The organism is Chlorogloea sp. CCALA 695 (assembly GCF_003003885.1).
Taxonomy (GTDB): Bacteria; Cyanobacteriota; Cyanobacteriia; order Cyanobacteriales; family Chroococcidiopsidaceae; genus Aliterella.
Genome location: NZ_PVWN01000009.1, coordinates 24900 through 44019 on the forward strand (window position 1 = coordinate 24900; position 19120 = coordinate 44019).

The 19120-nt window shown below is 40.0% G+C and carries 16 protein-coding genes; 11 read left to right on the top strand and 5 right to left on the bottom strand.

Going from position 1 to position 19120, the window contains the following annotated elements:
• Positions 1 to 345 precede the first annotated feature (345 nt).
• Positions 346 to 1272, top strand: coding sequence for a cobalamin-binding protein (locus tag C7B70_RS06970; RefSeq protein ID WP_106368342.1), 927 nt, complete (start codon positions 346 to 348; stop codon positions 1270 to 1272).
• A gap of 101 nt (positions 1273 to 1373) precedes the next feature.
• On the opposite strand, the gene C7B70_RS06975 is transcribed toward C7B70_RS06970, so the two are convergent.
• Positions 1374 to 2126 (bottom strand): hypothetical protein, encoded by a 753-nt coding sequence (locus C7B70_RS06975; RefSeq protein ID WP_106368343.1) that lies wholly within the window; start codon positions 2124 to 2126, stop codon positions 1374 to 1376.
• Between the two features lie 292 nt (positions 2127 to 2418).
• On the opposite strand from C7B70_RS06975, the gene dpdE reads away from it, so the two are divergent.
• The 10 genes from dpdE to C7B70_RS25870 all read left to right on the top strand — a co-directional run bounded on the left by dpdE (position 2419) and on the right by C7B70_RS25870 (position 14528).
• The gene (gene dpdE, locus C7B70_RS06980; RefSeq protein ID WP_106368344.1) at positions 2419 to 5715 is read left to right on the top strand and encodes a protein DpdE; all 3297 of its coding nucleotides are present in this window, start codon (positions 2419 to 2421) and stop codon (positions 5713 to 5715) included.
• Positions 5715 to 8228, top strand: coding sequence for a protein DpdF (gene dpdF / locus C7B70_RS06985; protein ID WP_106368345.1), 2514 nt, complete (start codon positions 5715 to 5717; stop codon positions 8226 to 8228). The genes dpdE and dpdF overlap by 1 nt, the downstream gene beginning before the upstream one ends.
• Positions 8225 to 9103: a protein DpdG gene (gene dpdG / locus C7B70_RS06990; RefSeq protein WP_106368346.1), complete on the top strand. Its 879-nt coding sequence runs from the start codon at positions 8225 to 8227 to the stop codon at positions 9101 to 9103. The genes dpdF and dpdG overlap by 4 nt, the downstream gene beginning before the upstream one ends.
• Positions 9100 to 12147: a protein DpdH gene (gene dpdH / locus C7B70_RS06995; RefSeq protein WP_106368347.1), complete on the top strand. Its 3048-nt coding sequence runs from the start codon at positions 9100 to 9102 to the stop codon at positions 12145 to 12147. The genes dpdG and dpdH overlap by 4 nt, the downstream gene beginning before the upstream one ends.
• Positions 12148 to 12152: 5 nt before the next feature.
• Positions 12153 to 12857 (top strand): hypothetical protein, encoded by a 705-nt coding sequence (locus C7B70_RS07000; RefSeq protein ID WP_106368348.1) that lies wholly within the window; start codon positions 12153 to 12155, stop codon positions 12855 to 12857.
• Positions 12858 to 13156: 299 nt separating this feature from the next.
• Positions 13157 to 13348: a DUF6883 domain-containing protein gene (locus tag C7B70_RS27595; RefSeq protein ID WP_233220844.1), complete on the top strand. Its 192-nt coding sequence runs from the start codon at positions 13157 to 13159 to the stop codon at positions 13346 to 13348.
• 140 nt (positions 13349 to 13488) lie between these two features.
• Positions 13489 to 13737 (top strand): DUF4926 domain-containing protein, encoded by a 249-nt coding sequence (locus C7B70_RS07010; RefSeq protein WP_106368349.1) that lies wholly within the window; start codon positions 13489 to 13491, stop codon positions 13735 to 13737.
• A 2-nt stretch (positions 13738 to 13739) separates the two neighbouring features.
• Positions 13740 to 13970, top strand: coding sequence for a DUF433 domain-containing protein (locus tag C7B70_RS07015; RefSeq protein WP_106368350.1), 231 nt, complete (start codon positions 13740 to 13742; stop codon positions 13968 to 13970).
• The gene (locus tag C7B70_RS07020; protein WP_106368351.1) at positions 13967 to 14299 is read left to right on the top strand and encodes a DUF5615 family PIN-like protein; all 333 of its coding nucleotides are present in this window, start codon (positions 13967 to 13969) and stop codon (positions 14297 to 14299) included. Before C7B70_RS07015 ends, C7B70_RS07020 begins: the two co-directional genes overlap by 4 nt.
• Positions 14300 to 14306: 7 nt before the next feature.
• Positions 14307 to 14528 carry a hypothetical protein gene (locus tag C7B70_RS25870; RefSeq protein ID WP_146134015.1) on the top strand — a complete coding sequence of 74 codons (222 nt, stop codon included), beginning with the start codon at positions 14307 to 14309 and terminating at the stop codon, positions 14526 to 14528.
• Here C7B70_RS25870 and C7B70_RS07025 read toward each other — a convergent pair.
• From C7B70_RS07025 to C7B70_RS07040, 4 genes are all read right to left on the bottom strand, one after another.
• On the bottom strand, positions 14474 to 15751 hold the full coding sequence (locus tag C7B70_RS07025; protein WP_106368352.1) for a pitrilysin family protein: 1278 nt from the start codon (positions 15749 to 15751) through the stop codon (positions 14474 to 14476). The two genes, C7B70_RS25870 and C7B70_RS07025, sit on opposite strands and share 55 nt — an antisense overlap.
• A gap of 35 nt (positions 15752 to 15786) precedes the next feature.
• Positions 15787 to 17058, bottom strand: a complete 1272-nt coding sequence (locus C7B70_RS07030) for a pitrilysin family protein (protein ID WP_106368353.1) — start codon at positions 17056 to 17058, stop codon at positions 15787 to 15789.
• Positions 17059 to 17168: 110 nt separating this feature from the next.
• On the bottom strand, positions 17169 to 18239 hold the full coding sequence (locus C7B70_RS07035; RefSeq protein WP_106368354.1) for an Mrp/NBP35 family ATP-binding protein: 1071 nt from the start codon (positions 18237 to 18239) through the stop codon (positions 17169 to 17171).
• A gap of 86 nt (positions 18240 to 18325) precedes the next feature.
• Positions 18326 to 18844 (bottom strand): polyketide cyclase / dehydrase and lipid transport, encoded by a 519-nt coding sequence (locus C7B70_RS07040; RefSeq protein ID WP_106368437.1) that lies wholly within the window; start codon positions 18842 to 18844, stop codon positions 18326 to 18328.
• Between the last annotated feature and the right edge of the window lie 276 nt (positions 18845 to 19120).

Here is a 19120-nt window from a genome sequence, read left to right on the forward strand (position 1 = left end):
TCTAAAAAAGAATTAAAATAAAATTCCTCGCTTATACTAATAAAGGTTTTTGTGTCAAGCTGATTATTTGTCTGCTGTGATAATATATACAGCTAAACAACTTTATCAAGCTGATTAATTTATTGCTAAGGGCTAAAAATTTTCTCAATGTACGCAAATTATTTAGATTACAAACAAAGGTTAAATGGTTTTTGTTTGAAGAATGATTAAAAACAATAGAATTTTTTATTAACATTAGGAAATAAAATTTAATTGTAAGCGTTGTAACTTTTCAAAAAATAATTAGGTAGTATGAAGTAAATTTAGGATATCTAAACAAGTTTTTAAAACAGCAGTCAAAAAAATATGAATAATCAAAATTTAAGAATTGTCTCCTTGCTCCCCAGTGCTACAGAGATTGTAGCGGCATTGGGACTAAATTCGGCAATTGTTGGGCGTAGTCACGAGTGCGACTATCCTCCAGAAATTCAAAATCTGCCAGTGTGTACCCAGGCACGTTTAGACTCAAAAAAGCCTAGTGGAAAAATTCACGATGATGTTACTGGTATTGTGGAATCTGCTTTAAGCATTTATCAAATAAAAATTGATACTTTACAACACTTACAACCAACTCACATAATAACTCAAGATCAGTGCGATGTCTGTGCTGTTAGTCTCGCTGAAGTAGAAAAAGCGGTAGCAAACTTAGGAGATACGCACCCCAAAATTATTTCTTTGCAACCAAATGTAATTACCGATCTTTGGTCAGATATTGAGCGGGTAGCAGAAGAATTAGGAGTTGAATCTAAGCGCTTAGTAGAAGACATGGAAGCACGAGTAAAAATTTGCGCCCAAAAAACTCAACAACTCTCGATTATGGAACGTCCAAGCGTTGCTTGTATCGAGTGGACAGATCCTTTAATGATTGCAGCAAATTGGATTCCCGAATTAATAACTTTTGCGGGTGGACAATGTTTATTTAGCGTTGCTGGTAAAAATGCGCCTCAAGTAACGTGGGAAACTTTAGTTGCTACAAATCCTGATGTAATTATATTTATGCCTTGTGGGTTCGATTTAGCGCGGACTCGCACCGAAGCAATGGTATTAACCAATCGTCCTGAATGGCAAAATCTCCAAGCGGTAAAGAGTGGGAGAGTGTACATCACTGATGGTAATTCTTACTTCAACCGTCCGGGCCCTAGATTGGTCGATTCCGTAGAAATTTTGGCAGAGATTTTACACCCAGAAATTTTTGACTATGGGTACAAAATGCAGGCGTGGGATGTGATGTAGAGGCGTTGTATTTCTCTGTATATATTCCTAAAATTCTCAACTAAAAAGTCCTCTCTAGATTTAGAGAGGACGGTAACAGGTATCTAACTTATGATTGAGCGCTAATTAGAACCATTTGTAGCCGGAGCGGTACTATTTTCTGTAGTCGTACCTTGCATATCTGAACTGCTAGAAGTATCACTTTTTGACGGTGCTGTTTCTGTTGTAGTCGTACTTTGCATATCTGAACTGCTAGAAGTAGTGCTTTTTGGCGGTGCTGTTTCTGTTGTAGTCGTACTTTGTGTATTTGAACTGCTAGAAGTATCGCTTTTTGGCGGTGCTGTTTCTGTTGCGGGTACTTGTTTTGCTGCGGGGGATGGCTGTGTAGCGGGAGGAACAGTAATATTAATATTTTGTGCTGGAGCCGCCGCAGAGGGTTTAGGTGCGGGAGAAGCTTGCTGCTGAGGAACAGGAACTAAAACTTCTGTATTTTTTTCGATAATTTTGGTTTCTGTTCTAATTTCAGGAGAGGGGCTAGGCTCGGCTCTATTGGGTACAGGAAGTACTACCGGAGTAACAGTATTGACATCATTACTTTGATTTGCAAACCATACTGCACCCGCCGTTATAGCCGCCAAAGATGCCAACAAAATACCAATTAATAAACCCCGTCCGGCATTTTCATTATCACGGGCAACTAACGCATCTTCTTGGTAGCTTTCAGCCACTTGACCGTTTACAAAACCATCTTTATAGGCGTTAGAGCCATTTACAGTTTCAGTAGTTTTAGTCACATCAACGCGACCGTCAGTGGTGTTGTGTATTTCTTTACTTACTTCCTTACCGTAGTTTTGGGGTTCGTTTGGGTTAGACATAATATTGATAAAACTCTCTTTAGTAGTTAAAATTGGCGGATTATTAGCAACTTATAAAAATACTTAGGTAGTATTTTTATGTCTTATTTATTACTTAAGCTGTAGTTGTTATTAGAATAGCTTTGGCGATCGCCCAATCGGCTCTATCTACAGATGTGATTAGATCGTCTATCTAAGGGCTGATTACGATCGCAAATAATTAATACTGCATCCCTAATTTTTGAGTGGTAAGTGGTAGTTTCTTGTCAATCTAGGGAATCCTATAGATAGAGAAAATACTAATTAGCCTTATATGACTACTGCTATCGAGTTTGGTTGTTTGGTGCGATCGCGCAACTCACTTTTAGGAATTGGCAAAGTTACGGAAATAACTCCCGATCATGCTGTTGTTGAGTATTTTTGCTCTATGAAGCAACGTATCCACAAAACCCTACCTTTAGACTCGCTGCAAAGGGTTAGGCTGCCAAAACAGACGCGCTGCTATCTTTATGTGGAAGACAAAGAAACCTGGACGATTGGCAGAGTTTACGCGGAGGACAACTATGAGTATCAAATTGATTTGCCCGATCGCCAGACGATAGTAGCAATAGAACAAGAAATTTATGTACGTTGCGATCGCCCGATTACAGATCCCATTGAAATATTGGCAATGAAGGGACACGAAACGCCTTATTTTCACGCCAAGCGATCGCGTTTTGTTCAATGTTTGCTACAACAACGGGCGGTTAGTCGCGGAATGACAGGACTTATCTCGGCAAATATTGCCCTTTATCCCCATCAAGTAGAAGTTGTCCGGCGGGTACTTGAAGACCCCATTGGGCGCTACTTGTTGGCGGACGAGGTGGGACTAGGAAAGACGATTGAAGCGGGAGCTATATTGCGGCAATACCTGCTAGATGAGCCTCGCAAACAAGTATTAATCGTAGTTCCTCAATATCTTTTAGCACAATGGCAGCAGGAGTTAGAAAGTAAGTTTTATCTCTCTAACTTTACCAAGCGGGTACAGTTAGTTGCGGTAGAAGATTGGATGCAAATTAGCCGTAAAGATATTGGCTTTCTAATTTTGGATGAAGCACACCACATTGCTGCAATGGCTTCATCTTCAAGTAAGGTACAAAATCAGTGTTTCGAGACTTACAAACAACTTGCTCATAAGAGCGATCGCTTGTTGCTACTATCTGCAACGCCTGTTTTAAATCACGAGCAAGATTTTTTAACAATGCTGCATCTGCTCGATCCTACTACTTACAAACTTGAGGACTTAGCAGGCTTTAGCGCGAAAGTGCTGAAGCGTCAGGAAATTGGTAGAGTGTTGCTGGCTTTTAAACCCGGTGCAAAAGCATTTGTTTTGAAGACAAATCTTAGTAAACTGCAAAGTCTTTTTCCAGATGACACTTACTTGCTAAATCTTCTGGATCAGTTGCAGCAACAAGAATCTACTACCGAAATTGATAAAATGGTGCAGGTAATTCGCAATCATATTAGCGATACCTACAGGCTGCATCGCCGGATGCTCAGAAATCGCCGCGCAACTGTAGAAGATGTAATTTTTGACCGCAATGCTATACCTAAAACCGAAGATGACTTAGATGAGCGTTCCAATGCCATTCACGAACTATTAGAGGAGTGGCGAACGGTTGCACCAAGCGGACAATATACGCGGATTTTCTTACTATTATTTCGCGCCGCCGGGACTTGGTTGGGAGTTTTAAAAGCAGTGGTTACAACCCGTTTAAAGGGCGTATCTAATGCAGATTTAGTTAAAGAATTTGGCAACGAAGATGTGCGCCTTTTGGTTGAAACTCCTAAGTTTTCGGGAGAGGAGGAGATTTTGCAAGCTTTACTGAAGATTTTACAACAACCATCAGAAGACGGCGATCGCCTAGAATTATTGCAAACTATTTTGCTTTACCACCTCTCGGAAGTTCTCAAACTCCAGTCTTACAAAGGAGATATTGTTAAATTACTAGAGCAAGTGCAAAAAAGAATTGATAGACCAATAAATGGCGACTTCTTACCGAAAATAATTGTATTTACAAGCTTTGTGCAGACTTGCGCGGAACTTAATCGCTACTTAGTGCAGACTTTTGGGGAAAGTGCGATCGCAATTCATCAATATGGCACATCAAGAGAACAAGCCGAAGATAATATCAACCGATTCAAAAACAATCCTAGTTGTTTTATCTTAATTAGCGATTTTTCTGGAGAAGAAGGACGCAATTTACAATTTGCTGATGGATTAATTCATTTTGACTTACCTTGGTCGCCCAATCGCCTAGAACAAAGATTAGGCAGAATTGACCGGATTGGGGGCAAAGTAGCGATCAATTCTTGGTTACTAGCGGGGGTAGATTTGCCCGATAGTCCTCATCAGGCTTGGTATGAGTTGCTAAAAGCCGGATTTGGCATATTTACTCAATCCGTTGCCAGCTTACAGTTTTATGTTGATGAAAAGTTACCAGAATTAGAAAATATCCTTTTTAATTCTGGCGCTACAGGGTTAATAGAGGCGAGCGCTCAAATTCAAACGGAGATTGAAACTGAACAAGTAAAAATTAGCGAACAAAATGTTTTAGATGATATTGATGCAAACGATGAAAATGCGCTTTCCTATTTCCAAGAATTAGAAACCTACGATGATCGCCATCAAGAATTGCAAAAAGCTACAGAAAGCTGGCTGTGTAGTGCTTTACAGTTTCTCCGAGTCGATAACCCCGATTTAGCAGGAGTTTGTCAATACCAGCCAAGCGATCGCACTTTAGTACCCGCTAACGTGCTAGTTGAACGCTTTTCTACTCAGGCGAAAAAACCTGGAACTTACAATCGCAGGGTAGCAAACAAACATTCTGGAATCGATCTTTACCGCATTGGCGAAGGATTTACAGAAAAATTAGCGTCTTATATGTATTGGGATGATCGCGGACAAGCCTTTGCAATGTGGCGACACGACAAAGCATGGGATGCGGGAGAAGGTACAGAATGGCTGGGATTTCGCTTTGATTATACGGTGGAAGCCAATTTAACTTTTGCTAAAGATTCCGCTCTCAATAAGTTAGAGATTAAAACACTTAGACGACGCGCCGATGCGTTGTTTCCACCCAAATTAGAGACAGTTTTTGTCAACGCGCGGATGGAGATTGTTGAAGATACAGGCTTATTAAATATCCTGCAACGTCCTTACTATGGCAAAGACAGCGATTACCGCGACTACAACTTGGCGAAAGACCGTTTATCAATTATTGATGAATTTATCGATCCGGGTAAATGGTCTAACTTCTGCCAACTGGCGCGGAAAACTTCAGAAAAATTGTTACGCGATCGCACGAGTTTCGGCGAACTATGCCAACAAAGAGCCAAAGTTGCAACTTTAAAACTAGACAACCGCCTCAACCAGCTTCAATTGCGCCTTGACCGAGTATCGGAAGCAACTGCTAAGTCTTCTTTACTAGCGGAGGAACTTACTAACGAAACCAATATTAGCCAAGCCTTGGTTGAAGGAATATATCGCCCTCGTCTCAAACTTGACTCAGTGGGATTCATGATAATTTCTGGGCGATCGCCTGTCGGGGAAAATGGAGCGATCGGCTAATGGTTAACTCCTTTCAAGCACTCCAAAACTTTATTCAAACTGGGGATACATCTTTCTCTAACTTTGAAGCTTGTCATCAACGCTTAATCGATGCTGTTAAGGCTGAGGGAAGAAAGCGATCGCCTGTAGATATTGCCTGTTTAGTTCGTCACGCCCTCCGACGCGAAGATGAATTACAAAAAGGAGAAGCTTTTATTAAAGTACCTCGAACTTTTCCTTATCCTGACCGAGAAACCTGGCAACAAAGCGGCATCAAAATTGTGGGTGAAGGCTCGGACTACTATCTAATTAGCGCCCGTCCTTGGCTACCTGACTGGCTCAATTGTGCTGACGAATCCCCAGAATCCGCCGCCTTTAAAGAGACTTTACGGCGCAACTACGACCCCGTACCGGGCGATCCATTTCTCAAGTTAGTTGGCTTGCAAAATTATCGGAGTGCGGCGCAACGCGAGGCTATTCGCGCGGTTTTGACTGCGCCCAAAAATTCGACATTGGTAGTCAACCTTCCTACAGGTTCGGGGAAAAGCCTTTGCGCTCAACTACCTGCTTTGATGCAAAGTCGCAATGCTGGAGTCAGTGTTGTAGTTGTTCCGACAACCGCTTTAGCCCTCGATCAAGAACGAGCTTTAGAACCTTATATTCGGCATCCAACGGCTTATTATGGCGATGACTCAGAGCGCGGGATTGCGCGAAGAAAAGAGATGAAAGCTCGGATACGCCAGGGGACTCAACGGATTATTTTTACTTCTCCTGAAAGTCTCATTGATTCTCTTGCTCCTGCTCTTTATGATGCCGCTAAACAGGGACTATTGCGTTATTTTGTCATTGATGAAGCTCATATGGTCGAACAGTGGGGAGATGGATTTCGCCCAGCTTTTCAACAATTACCGGGGTTACGCACCGATTTGTTGCGTTTGTCATCTTTCAATACTTTATTACTTACTGCAACTTTGACGGCATCTTGTTTAGATACTTTAGAAACATTATTTGGGCAACCTGATGGTTTTAAAGTTATATCCGCCGTCCAATTGCGCCCAGAACCCGCTTATTGGTTTGCTTGGTGTGACGACGAAGAAATAAGGATGCAAAGGCTAGTAGAGGCTGTGTATCACCTACCTCGCCCGTTAATTATTTACGCCAGTACGCGGGAAGCTGTCGCCCGATGGCGCAGTGAATTATCGGCGGCGGGATTTCGGCGCTATGCAACGATGACGGGCAAATCTACCACGAAAGAGCGATCGCAATTAATTCAAGATTGGCGCGATCGCAAAATTGACATTGTAGTTGCAACTTCTGCTTTTGGTTTAGGTGTAGATCAAGCCGATGTTCGTGCTGTTATTCATGTTTGCATTCCCGAAACTATCGATCGTTTCTATCAAGAAGTGGGTAGAGGAGGGCGTGACGGTAATGCCGCAGTTTCTTTGACACTACATACTAAGGAAGATCGCATAATTGCTGCCTCTCTCAACAAAAAATCAACTATTACCATCGAGCGGGGTTTGCAGAGATGGGAAAGTATGTTTTATCGAAAAAAGCTTGCTGAGAATGGCAAATTTATTATTCCAACAAATACCTCTCCGTCTCAAATGCCGGGAGATATTGATATGGATGGCGAAGAAAATCAAAAATGGAACATTCGCACCCTAACGTTAATGAATCGGGCAGATTTAATTAAGCTTGATTGGAAAAATCCGCCATTGAGAAATAATTTTGATTCTCAAGAGAGTTATTTTCAAGCACTTGAAGAACATCGTAACTTTCGAGTTATTAGCGTTACAAACGAACATCACTTACTAAAAGATACTTGGGAAACTCAAGTTGCGCCAGTGCGTTCAAACCGTCAGTTTTGGAGTAATCGCAATTTAAAATTGATGTTAGAAGCATTAAAAACAAATCCCCAACGTTGCCTTTCAGAAATCTTTGCTCACGCTTATTCAATTCCTAGTCGAGAAGCCCCATTTTTGAGAAAATCAATTAATGTTTCTCGTGCTTGCGGTGGATGCAATTTTTGCAGAAGGCGTAAAATTAAAGCTTTTTCAGGAATTATGCCTGTACCCATTCCTGTTTGGCAAAATCCTTGTTTTTATATAGGAGAACAGCTTAAAAGTTTACTTAAAGAAAGCAATTTGATCTTAATTTTCTATGATGTGCTTGAACAAAATAAATGGGAGCAACAGCGCAATAATTTATTTAGATGGTTAGTTATTCAAGGTATTAGTAATGTTGTGTCTAAAAATTTAAAAAATATTTTTACTCAAGAAGAAAACTCTTTTATTTTTTGGTTTGATATCGATAACTATCAACATATAAAAATGCCTTGTCTGCCAACTTTAATTGTTTATTCTCAAGGAGATAATTTGTCTTATAGTCCTCTAAATCATAATCAAGCACCATGTATTATTTTACTTCCCATTGATACACCAGATCCAACTAGAAGCGATCGCAGGTTAATAGACATATTTCCCGGTCGTAGTTTTCGTTTTGAATCATTTTGTAAACAGGTGGGAATATGAGCGTATTAAAAACATCTTTAGCAAATCCTAGCAGAATGCAGGGAATATTTAGATATTTGCTTTATGCTAAAGAGCAAAGAGAAAAAAGAGAAGTTTTAGAACAAATCATTTCTCCTAACAAGTTAGTTGAACATATAAACGATCCGCGTCCTATGTTCCGAGCGGCGCTTAATGAAAGTTTAAAGTGTCGCCTGTTAATAGAAGACGATTCTTACATTACTATTAATCCTGATTTACCTGAAAAAGCTAAAAGTATTGAATCTGGTAATCAGCAATTACCTAATACATTTGCTAATTTGTTTTTCACTTCAGGTAACAAAGATGAAGAAGATTTTGGTTATGATTGCGCTTGGTATTTAGCACAAGACATATATGATACGCCTGGGACATGGGAAGACGTACAAAAAAAAGTTCATCAACAAAAAGCTGGCGAGTTTTTAAGGCTATCTAACAATAGTATTTTCGGTCACTTAGGAGATTGGATGTGTTATCTGGGTTTAGCTTGGAGTCATTCATTAGGAGGCAAAGTATTAGTTCCAGATCCTACAGTTTATATTCGACGTAATCTCAAATCGTTATTTAGTAAACACACTGACGACAAAATTTTGCTTAATGAATTTATAAATAGATTAGCAGTGAAATGTCCTTTATTTGAAACAGGCAAGTTTAGAGAAGCTGTAGAAGAAATTATCGGTCAGCGTCAAGCTAATTATTTGTCAACATCTACAGCTTTTGCTTTATTTCGTTTGCAAGATGAAGGTTATATTCAGCTAATTAGAGAATCCGATGCAGATTTGACGATTTTACCAAAAGCTAATGCTCAAGTTGATGATGACGGACGAGTTTCTCATATTATTTATTGTGATAAATCATGACATTTCAAAACTTTGTTTGCTGGGATTTCGAGCAAGTTCAGCGTGTAATGAATGTGGAAGCAACCCAACCTCCAGATTATATATTTCTAGCTACTCATCACCCAGTTGCTATGAAAAAAAGTGAGCTTATTAAGGGTGGTACAGAGCTTTTTTATAATGAGCAGGATTTTTTAAAAGATTTTTTAGCAACCCCAGACTTTGCTTTTGTACCAGTCTTAGGTACTTCAGGTACAGGAAAATCGCACCTAATTCGGTGGTTAGCAGCAAATATAAAATCGACAGATAAACGCCAAGTTTTATTAATTCCTAAAATTGGTACTAACTTAAAAGACATCATTGAGATGATTCTTAGTCTCGAAGGGACAGAAAGCGAAAAATTTGCTGATTACCGCCAACGAATAAAACGAGCTACAAGCACGTTGACGGAGTTGCAAGCGCGGGAACAACTATTAAACCAACTAGCGATCGCCGTAGGAATAAATAACCAGCGCGATCGCTCTAAACTCATGGAGGTACAAGAATATTTAATTGAGGAACTTGGTTCTCTATTATACGATCCGTTCTTCCGCAAACATTGGCTGAAAGATAATGGTATTATTCATCGCTTAATTGTGCATACCCTCGGACAACACAACAAGCTTGAAATTGTAGAAGAAAGACGACAATTTTCTCTCAGTGATTTACCTTTAAGTATTTCAGACTTGCATAAAGCTGGTGAAAAATCCAGCGATTTTTATGCGACTTTAATTAATGATGATGATGTACAAAAAGCAACAATAGAATGGTTAAACCACCATCTTGATGAAGCTATTACCCAAGTATTAAGTCTTGGTAGAGAAGACTTACAAAGGCTAATGCGCGAAGTCCGCGAAACTTTAGGAGAACAAGACATTGAACTTGTATTATTAATTGAAGATTTTGCTAAATTGCAGGGTATAGATAGAGAGGTATTAGAAGCAGTTTTAGCACGACCTCAACAACCAGGAAGCAAGCCTTTATGTGCAATTAGAACTGCTTTAGCTTGCACAACAGGGTATTTTGACAATCTGATTGATACAGTACAGCAAAGAGTTACTTTCAGTGTCAACTTAGATGTGGGTACAGTTGGCGACAAATCTTTAGTTACGCAAGTAGATATACAACAGTTTGTAGGTCGATATCTTAATGTAATTCGTGCAGAAAATAATAAACTTATTAATTGGGCAAATAGTTTAAATGAAGAGCCAGAAAATCTAACTGAACTACCAAATTTTTGCAACGAATGCGAACATCGTCCAGCTTGTCATGCTGGTTTTGGTGAAACTAATGGAGTAGGGTTTTATCCATTTACACCCAAAGCCTTAAAACAAATGCTGCATCAAGTTAATCCCGGAGATTTTAATCCACGAATTTTAATTAAAGATGTTCTCAAATATACTCTAGAAAATTCAATTGATGAAATTAAACAAGGGCGTTTTCCTACTGTTTCCTTACAAGAACATTTCGGTCATAAGAGAATTAAAGCTATAGTTCAAGACAATATTAGAGCCAAAGATTCTTTAAATTATGCTCGTCGTGAAGTGTTAATTGATTTGTGGACTGACAGTGATACATTAGTTGATTTACCTGCTGAAGTTCACACAGCTTTTAATATTCCACCTTTGGGAGTGAGTATAGAAAAAGTAGAACCAGTTCAGCCGATTGAACCAGAACCATCATTACCAGTAGAAAACTTAATTCATGATAAATTAGCAAACCAACTAGCCATTCTTGATAAATGGAATAATCAAGAAATTTTGCCTCAAGATGTTGAAAAACCTATTCGTGAGTTTATTTATCCTGCGATTATTGAACGAATTGAATGGGATACAGAAATGTTGCTGGAAGGAAGTTTTACAGGTAAAGGTGGTAAATTATTTCAGCAAAGAAACGTAATTGCTCATAACCCAAGAATTACGAGAAGGGACAATCTTGGAGCAATTGTTTTATTGCTTCCTATTAACCCCGATAATGAAAAAGAATTTCGAGAAACTACGATCGCATTTCAAGGCATTTTGCAATACAATTACCACAAAAATTGGAAGTTTCCTGATGGCGATCGCTATTTTCGCGCCTACGCTAGTCAATTAGAGCGCTGGAGTCAGTATATTATTGAGGAAATTCGCCGCCGTCCTAGAGAAAGTAGTCAAGTTTGGAATCCCGTACCCGCTACGGTGGAGTTATTAGCGATCGCAGCGCGGATGTCGGGACACTCTACCAGTTTTCCCGAAAATATAATTAATGCTTTGTTTTTAGAAATAGAAGACAAAGACGAAGAAAATCGAACTAAAGCCTGGAAAGATTTATTCAAGTTTCTGAAAAGCAAACGTCAGGAATTACTAGAAATTGTCAAGAGTAGAATTGCTTGTACCAAAGGTAGTAACAGCACCTTTCAAGTTATCGATGCTGTTCAAATTCTTGCGCCACTAAAAGATATTTGCCAAGATTGGCAACTTAAATCAGAGATTCCTAACGATTTAAACACCGAATATCAGGTAATTCAAAAAACCCGGCAGAAAGTAGATGAATTATTGCTAACAGCAATTGAAGAAGAATGCGATCGCCAATTTGAAATCTACAAATCTTTGGTAGAAGAATTTGGCGAAGAAGTTAAAAAGAAAGACGTAGTTGATATTATCAAGCAGGCAAAAGAAAAGGCAAGAGAAGCGGGAGTTTTTGGCGAAAAAAGTGCGGAAAATTTAACTTTTGTAATAGAGCAATTTCAAAAAACTCGCTTTGGCGGTTATACCGATGCAATGAAGCGCGTACAAACTGAAATTGAGAAGCCAGAACCCCAACCTACTAAATTGTTACAACATTTAAGTGAAAACAATCAAAAAGCTATGAATGATGCTTCAGAGTTTCTAAAAGAAACTAATAATTTTTTAGATAAATCTATAGATAAGGCACAAAATGAAATCGAACTACTTAAATTAACGGAAGGTGCAACTGTAGAATTTCATCTAACAGCTATTGAAAGTAGTTTATCTCAGTTACAAAGTTTGCTTACAGAGATTAAAGGATAAATACTATGCTTACTGATAGAGCAAAACAATTGATTGAACTTATCGAAGAGAAAAATAAACTTTACAAGTATGCAAATCAACTTGATAGTTTTAAAACCAGACAACAGCAAATTGAAAAAGCAGTATCAGATATACTTCCTTTTGCAAATACATTAAGAGTATTTCGTCAGAAAAATATCGTTGATTGCGATCTTGTACAAAAAGTTGAGAAATTTTTGTATTCTGTCAATTTGATATTAGAAAAATTTAAAGAATCTCCAGAATGGATCGTTGATTCTCAAAATTTTGACGGAAATATTTTAGAGAGAAGTATCAGAGGCATAACAAAAGAACTAAATGAGCAGCTAATCCAAGCTTGGGAAAATTATCTAGCTGAAAAAATGCCTAGCACTAATCAAGAAATGCTCAATGTTTTAGTAAAAATTGAAGCATTTAGACCAAATGTACAAAGGATTCGAGATTTAAACGCTCAAATTCAACGCCAAAAACTCCCACAAAACTATGAAGAATTTGAGCATATAGAGCGATTAATCGACCAATTACGAGAACATTGGCTTACCCTAAGTTCTGATGATTTTCCAGAAACCGTATTACATTTTCTCAAAGCTACGGTTGATTTTGGAGCGCCGCTTAATCTCCTAACTACAGAAGTTCGTGATTGGCTTGATTGTCACGGGATATCTGACAGTTTACGAATTCGCTTGACTTAGTAAATTTCGATTTGTGGTGCTGTGGTTAAATTGCCATTCATCGCAAACAACCAAGTAAAAACTCGCTACCGACAAAGGACAAGTTTTTACTTAATTTAATTTATTAGTGCGATCGCTAAATTATTTAAGGCAGTTTCCCAGCCAATTATATATATATAGGAATTGGTAAAATAACGACAAGCCGCTCTTAACGTATCTTCCTATGATGCTTGTACGCTAGTGGATGCGATCGCAAGTTAAAGCCGACGAGCGAGAAAAACTTGCGACGGTGCTAGATAATTGATGCGAGGAATTTAGAAGTGAGGATTCCTGAAGATTTAATCATCCCCGACGCTAAAATCACTCAGTATCTTTTGGTGCTGAAAGCACGGAATGACAAATCGAAGTTCTTAGCCCAGGCTGGATTTACTCACGAAAATCCAGAGGTTTTAAAATTAGCCATCGAGACACAAGCATTGGTAACAGAAGCGATCAAAGAGAAAAGTAACTAATATGGCACTTTTTACCATGTTCAAGGAGAATTAATCGGTGTAAATGGGGTGAGTTTGTCAGTTGTTACAGTTTGGTTACAAAGACAAACTAGATGGTAAATTTCAGTTTGTGATTTTCAAATCTAATTAGGAGTAGTAACATGACCGTAGAGCTATATCAAGAGGTTGCATTAACTCGTGACTTACCAGAGCATAGGCTGAAAGCTGGAGATATTGCCATGCTGGTTGATGTTGTTCCTCATCCAAGGGATGGTGAAGAAGGCTGTGTGTTGGAAGTTTTTAATGCTATTGGTGAATCTTTTACAACGATCACTGTACCAATCTCGGCGGTAGAGGCTCTGCGCTCTGATGAAATTTTATCCGTTCGCCCTTTGATAAAAGCATTGTAACTATGAACTACCGAAACTACATCACGATCGAACCCAATAAACGCGGTGGTAAGCCTTGTGTGCGTGGCTTACGAATTACAGTTTACGAAGTGCTTGAGTACCTAGCTTCCGAGATGACTGAAGCAGAAATTCTTGATGATTTTCCCGATCTGACGCGAGAAGATTTAAAAGCCTGTATAGCTTATGCTGCTGACCGCGAGCGTCGGTTTATGACTGCTCCATTATCCGCATGAAATTGCTTTTTGGTGAAAATTTGTCGCCCAAGTTGCCGAATCCTTTGAACGATCTTTTCCCAAATTCGCTTCACGTTCGAGATATGGACATGAAAGCAACGATCGACCCAATAGTTTGGGATTATGCAAAAGACAATAATTTGATGATTGTCTCGAAAGATGCGGATATGCACGACCTAAGCTTAGTATTCGGGAATCCACCGAAAGTTATTTGGCTTCGCCTTGGCAATTGTTCGACATTGCAAATTGAAAATTTGTTGCGTCGAGATTTTAACGCGATCGCCTTATTTTATGAAGATGAGAATTTATCGCTGCTTGCTTTATCGTAATGCACCAATGGCTTTAGACATTTTTCCAAGGTTTTTACAAATAGAGAAAATATCACAGCGATCGCTGCATAACAAAGCCAACTACCCAGAGTCGATTGTTTATGATGCAAGGTTATCTGCGGCGGGTGATGGACAAAGCCACCGAAAAGGACAAATTTTGAGGGGGGTAAATAATCAAGACTTTGCTAAATCATTTAAAGCTGTTTCCGGCCCAACTATAGATATATAAGGATTTGTAAAGTAACGATTTGCTGCTCTTAAAGTATCTTCTGTTGTCACTTCGGAAACTTGTTGTTGAAACTTAGTATCAAACTCAATTCCCAAGCCAATAATTTCGTACCAGCCATACACCTGAGCAATTTGAGCGTTGGTTTGTTTCCCTAAAGCGTACTGTCCTAAGAGCTTGTTTTTAGCGGTTTGCAGGGCTTCATTACTAAGTTCGGCGCTACACAATAAATCAATTTCTGTTTGCAATCCTTCGCGCGCGATCGCAGTATTTTCGGGAGCCGTACCCATATAAACTACAAACTGAGCTACATCTTGCCTTGTAGGATAAAATGCCGAAACATCGTAAGCTAATCCTCGCTTTTCTCGCAGTTCTACAAATAACCGACTAGAAAGCCCGTTACCCAAATAAGTAGAAAGTAGCTTTAGCGCCGTATAATCAGCCTCTCGCACCGCCGGAGCAAGATAACCAAGCATAACGATAGATTGCTGGGTTTGCTTGGCTGTCATCGTGGGATAAGGCTGAGAGACAAGATCGGGAAAATTGAGCGTCGGTAAAGGAGTTGTAGGTTTTTGCCAATCGCCAAAAACTTCTTCAATCATGGCGATCGCATCTTTTTCACTCACGCGACCAGCTAGACTAATTACAACATTATCTGGGCGAAAATGGGTTTGATGAAACTCTTGCAAATCTTCTTGACGCAGATTAGTTACCGTTTCTTGCGTCCCCAAAGCTGACATGGCGTAAGGGTGGTTTTGGTACATTGCTTGACGCAGCTTGTCAAAAGCAATCGTAAATGGTTGCTCTTGCTGGGAACGAATACCTTGCAAAGTCAAACGCTGCTCAAGTTCTACTTCCATTTCTGGGAAAGTAGGAAACCTTAATATTTGCCCCGCTAGTTCTAACATTGATGGCATATCTGCGGTTACAGTTTTCAGGCTGAGGACGAAATAATCTCCCGCCGCATCGGTACTTAAACTTGCTCCTAATGATTCTACGCGATCGCCTATTTCAAAGGAGGAAAGTTTTTCTGTTCCTTTGGTAATCACATTCGATAATAAATGTGCAAGTCCTGCTTGGGTTGACGCTTCCCAACTACTACCCGCGCGAATAAATAGCCGCGCTGCAATAATATCGGCTACGGGGTTTTCTGCTACCAGTATTGTGATGCCATTACTTAAAACTGTGCGTTGAATTGCTTGATTTTGTAATTGTTGAGTCGTCACGCCTGCAATTCCTTCTGTTGATGATTATTTTTAACCTAACAAGGTTTGAGTACAGTTACCGCATACTGAGAAGGCGATAAATATTGACGAGCCAATAATTGCAGTTCTTCACTCTGAAACGATCGCACTTCTTGAGGGTAACTTAAAGCAAGTTCCGGCGAGGCGATCGTGCTGTAATAGCCGTAAAGTCCGGCAATTTGGCTTGGTGTTTCGGTGTAAAAAGTATAATCGTTACACATTAGCCGTTTGCAGCGATCAAGTTCTGATGAACAAATGGGCATAGTTTGCAATTCTTCTAAACAAGTACGAATCAAAAACTCGACTCGCTCTAATTGGTGCGGATCTAACCAAGCTGTAATCGTAAATAAACTTGACTCCTTTTGTAAGGAAAAGTCACAATTAATCCCTTGTACAAGTTGCCGTTCTTCTCTTAATTCTTTCACCAAACGGCAAGACCTGCCACCCGCTAACACAACCGAAAGCAAATCTAAACCGTAAGCATGGCGAAACTTATCGATGCCTGGCCCTATCCATGCCATCATCAACCGCGCCTGTTCTAAATTGGGCAATTTAATTTCTTGACGGCGCACTCCTGCTAGTAAGTATTCTCCTAACTTCACTTTTGGGCGATCGCACGGGGGAATAATTGGCTGATATTTGCGCTCAAAAGTATTACTAACCATCTCTACCGCCCGATCTTGTTCAATTTCTCCTACAATTACCACCGTCATATTTTCCGGTTGATAGTAAGTACGGTGAAACGATTGCATTGCGGCGACCGAATGCTGGAGTAAGTTGTTAGTTGTACCTAAAACCGAACGCCCGTAAGGATGAAATTGGTAAACGCTTTCACTAAGAGCTTGAAAACCAATCCAGTCTGGATCGTCGTAGCAGGAGCGGATTTCTTCTAATACTACATCTCGTTCTTTGTCAAACTCATCTTCAGGAATTACGGCGTTTAAAAGTAAATCGGCTAGGTAAGGTAATGTATCTGCTAAATAAGCTGTAGCGGTCGTTAAAAAGTAATGGGCGTAATCGTGACTTGTTGCAGCGTTTGTCATCCCGCCATTATTTTCTATTACTCGGTCAAATTCTCCCGGACGAATTGTAGAAGTGCCTTTAAAAATCATGTGTTCGAGAAAGTGCGCCATTCCATACCAGTTTTCTGGTTCTCGGACTGCGCCAGCATTTACCCATACGTCTGCTACAACTACCGACGTAGTGCTTAGGTATTGGTGAATAACGGTTAATCCGCTATCTAGTTTAAGAAAATTAGCTGTGGGGAGGGGAGCCGTTAGCAGTTGCAATTAACAGTTTTAACTAGAATTTAATCTTATTATAATAACGTTTATAGGCGCATTCATTGAATTTTAAGATTAAAGAAAAGAGGTAATAGTGTTACCTCTTTTCTATGTAATTATGTCAAGGCTGCAACAGAGACTTTTCCGGCAATATTTAGGGCGATCGCCGTCAGAGCTTTGGCGGACGCTGATTCAGGTTCGGCAATGACAATCGGGATACCGCGATCACCACCTACACGCAGAGCAATTTCTAAAGGTATGCAGCCTAGCAACGGTACGCCCATTTCTTTAGCGGTTTTTTCACCACCACCAGAGCCAAAAATGTCATACTGCTTATCCGGCATATCGGGGGGGATAAAATAACTCATGTTTTCTACCATTCCCAATACTGGAACGTGCATTTGCTCGAACATTTTTAGCCCTTTACGGGAGTCTAGCAGCGCCACTGTCTGGGGTGTAGTGACAATTACGGCTCCCGCCATAGGTACAGCTTGAACTAGCGTCAATTGCGCGTCACCCGTGCCTGGAGGCATATCAACAATTAGGTAATCTAATTCTCCCCACTGCACTTGATAAAGAAACTGACGAATTACACCATTTAACATTGGGCCGCGCCAAACCACAGGCTGATCGCGGTCAATTAAAAAGCCCATCGAAACAAGCTTAACGCCGTGATTAAAAGCTGGTTCTAGTACGTCTTGTTTGCCGTTGTTTTGTACCAGTATTTTCGCGTCTGCAAGTCCTAACATAGTTGGCGCGTTAGGCCCGTAAATATCAGCATCTAGTAAGCCAACTTTTGCCCCAGTTTGAGCCAATGCTACCGCAATATTTACAGCTACAGTGCTTTTGCCTACGCCACCTTTACCGCTAGAAATTGCCACAATATTTTTTACTCCAGCAATTCCCGTGCGATCGGGTAAGCCTTTTTGCTGAGGAGTCTCGGCGGTTACCTCTATCAAAACCTCGGTTACGCCGGGTAATTTTTTAACGGCTTTGGTGCAGTCTTCAACAATAAATTCTCGCAACGGACAAGCGGGGGTTGTGAGTACCAAAGTAAAGCTGACTTTGCCGTTGTCAATTACGACGTTACGAATCATATTCAGTTCTACCAGGCTTTTTTGCAGTTCTGGATCTTGAACTGGTCGCAATACTTCTAATACAGAACTAGAGTTAAGGGTTTCAATCATAGTGTTTTAAAAAACAAAGCATACAGCAAGGATTGTACTTCTTCCTGCATCTTAGCTTTCTAAGCCGAGGCAATTCCTGGGGCTAATTAAAACTCAAAACTATTTTTTGGGTTTTTGGCAACTCTAGGCAACCCATCGGCGGCTTTTTCGGCGGCGGCAGCCAATGCTGCGGCTACCTTGGCGGCGTAAGGACGGGAAAAAGACCAAATCAACGGCGATAACCAGCCATTAAGCGTTACTGAGTAAGAAATACAGTTACCGCAGACTGTAGACTCTACTCGATAAGTTACTCTTTCTTCTATCCCAGGAATTGCAATTACTCTGACACTTAGCAATTCTCCAGGTCTAACCATCTCCACAAAAATTCTTACAGGAATGGGACCTAAGCGCGTTACTGCTTGATAAATTAAGCCCGGTTTTGGTACTACCCCACAAGGAACATTGGTGCTTGATAAGACTGGATGCCAGGAAACATCTGCCAAATTTACCACTGTTCGCCACAATTCATCTACCGAGGCGGAACTAATAACTTGATAGGTTCGTGCTAAAGAACACCGAAACCAGCGCTGTTTGCGGTGGATAAATTTGGACAAACATTTGTGCATTTTTCTAAATGTCCTTTCTAAGCACTTTTTATACAATTTTGGCATTGCAACCCAAACCTTAGTTTAGTTTTTCACATAGTTGCAATTTGTTTCTATACCATTATTATCGCCCTTGAAAATTTTGTTTAAGTTACGTAATATGCGATCGCTCGTTAAGCCTGATTTAAGCGAAAATAGTTGCAGCGTTTGTCTCGCTCCCAAAATAGCGAAATTAATTAGCATATTTGTTAGTACAACCTGATAAATATAGTAAAACTTAACTTTTCTTTAAATTTA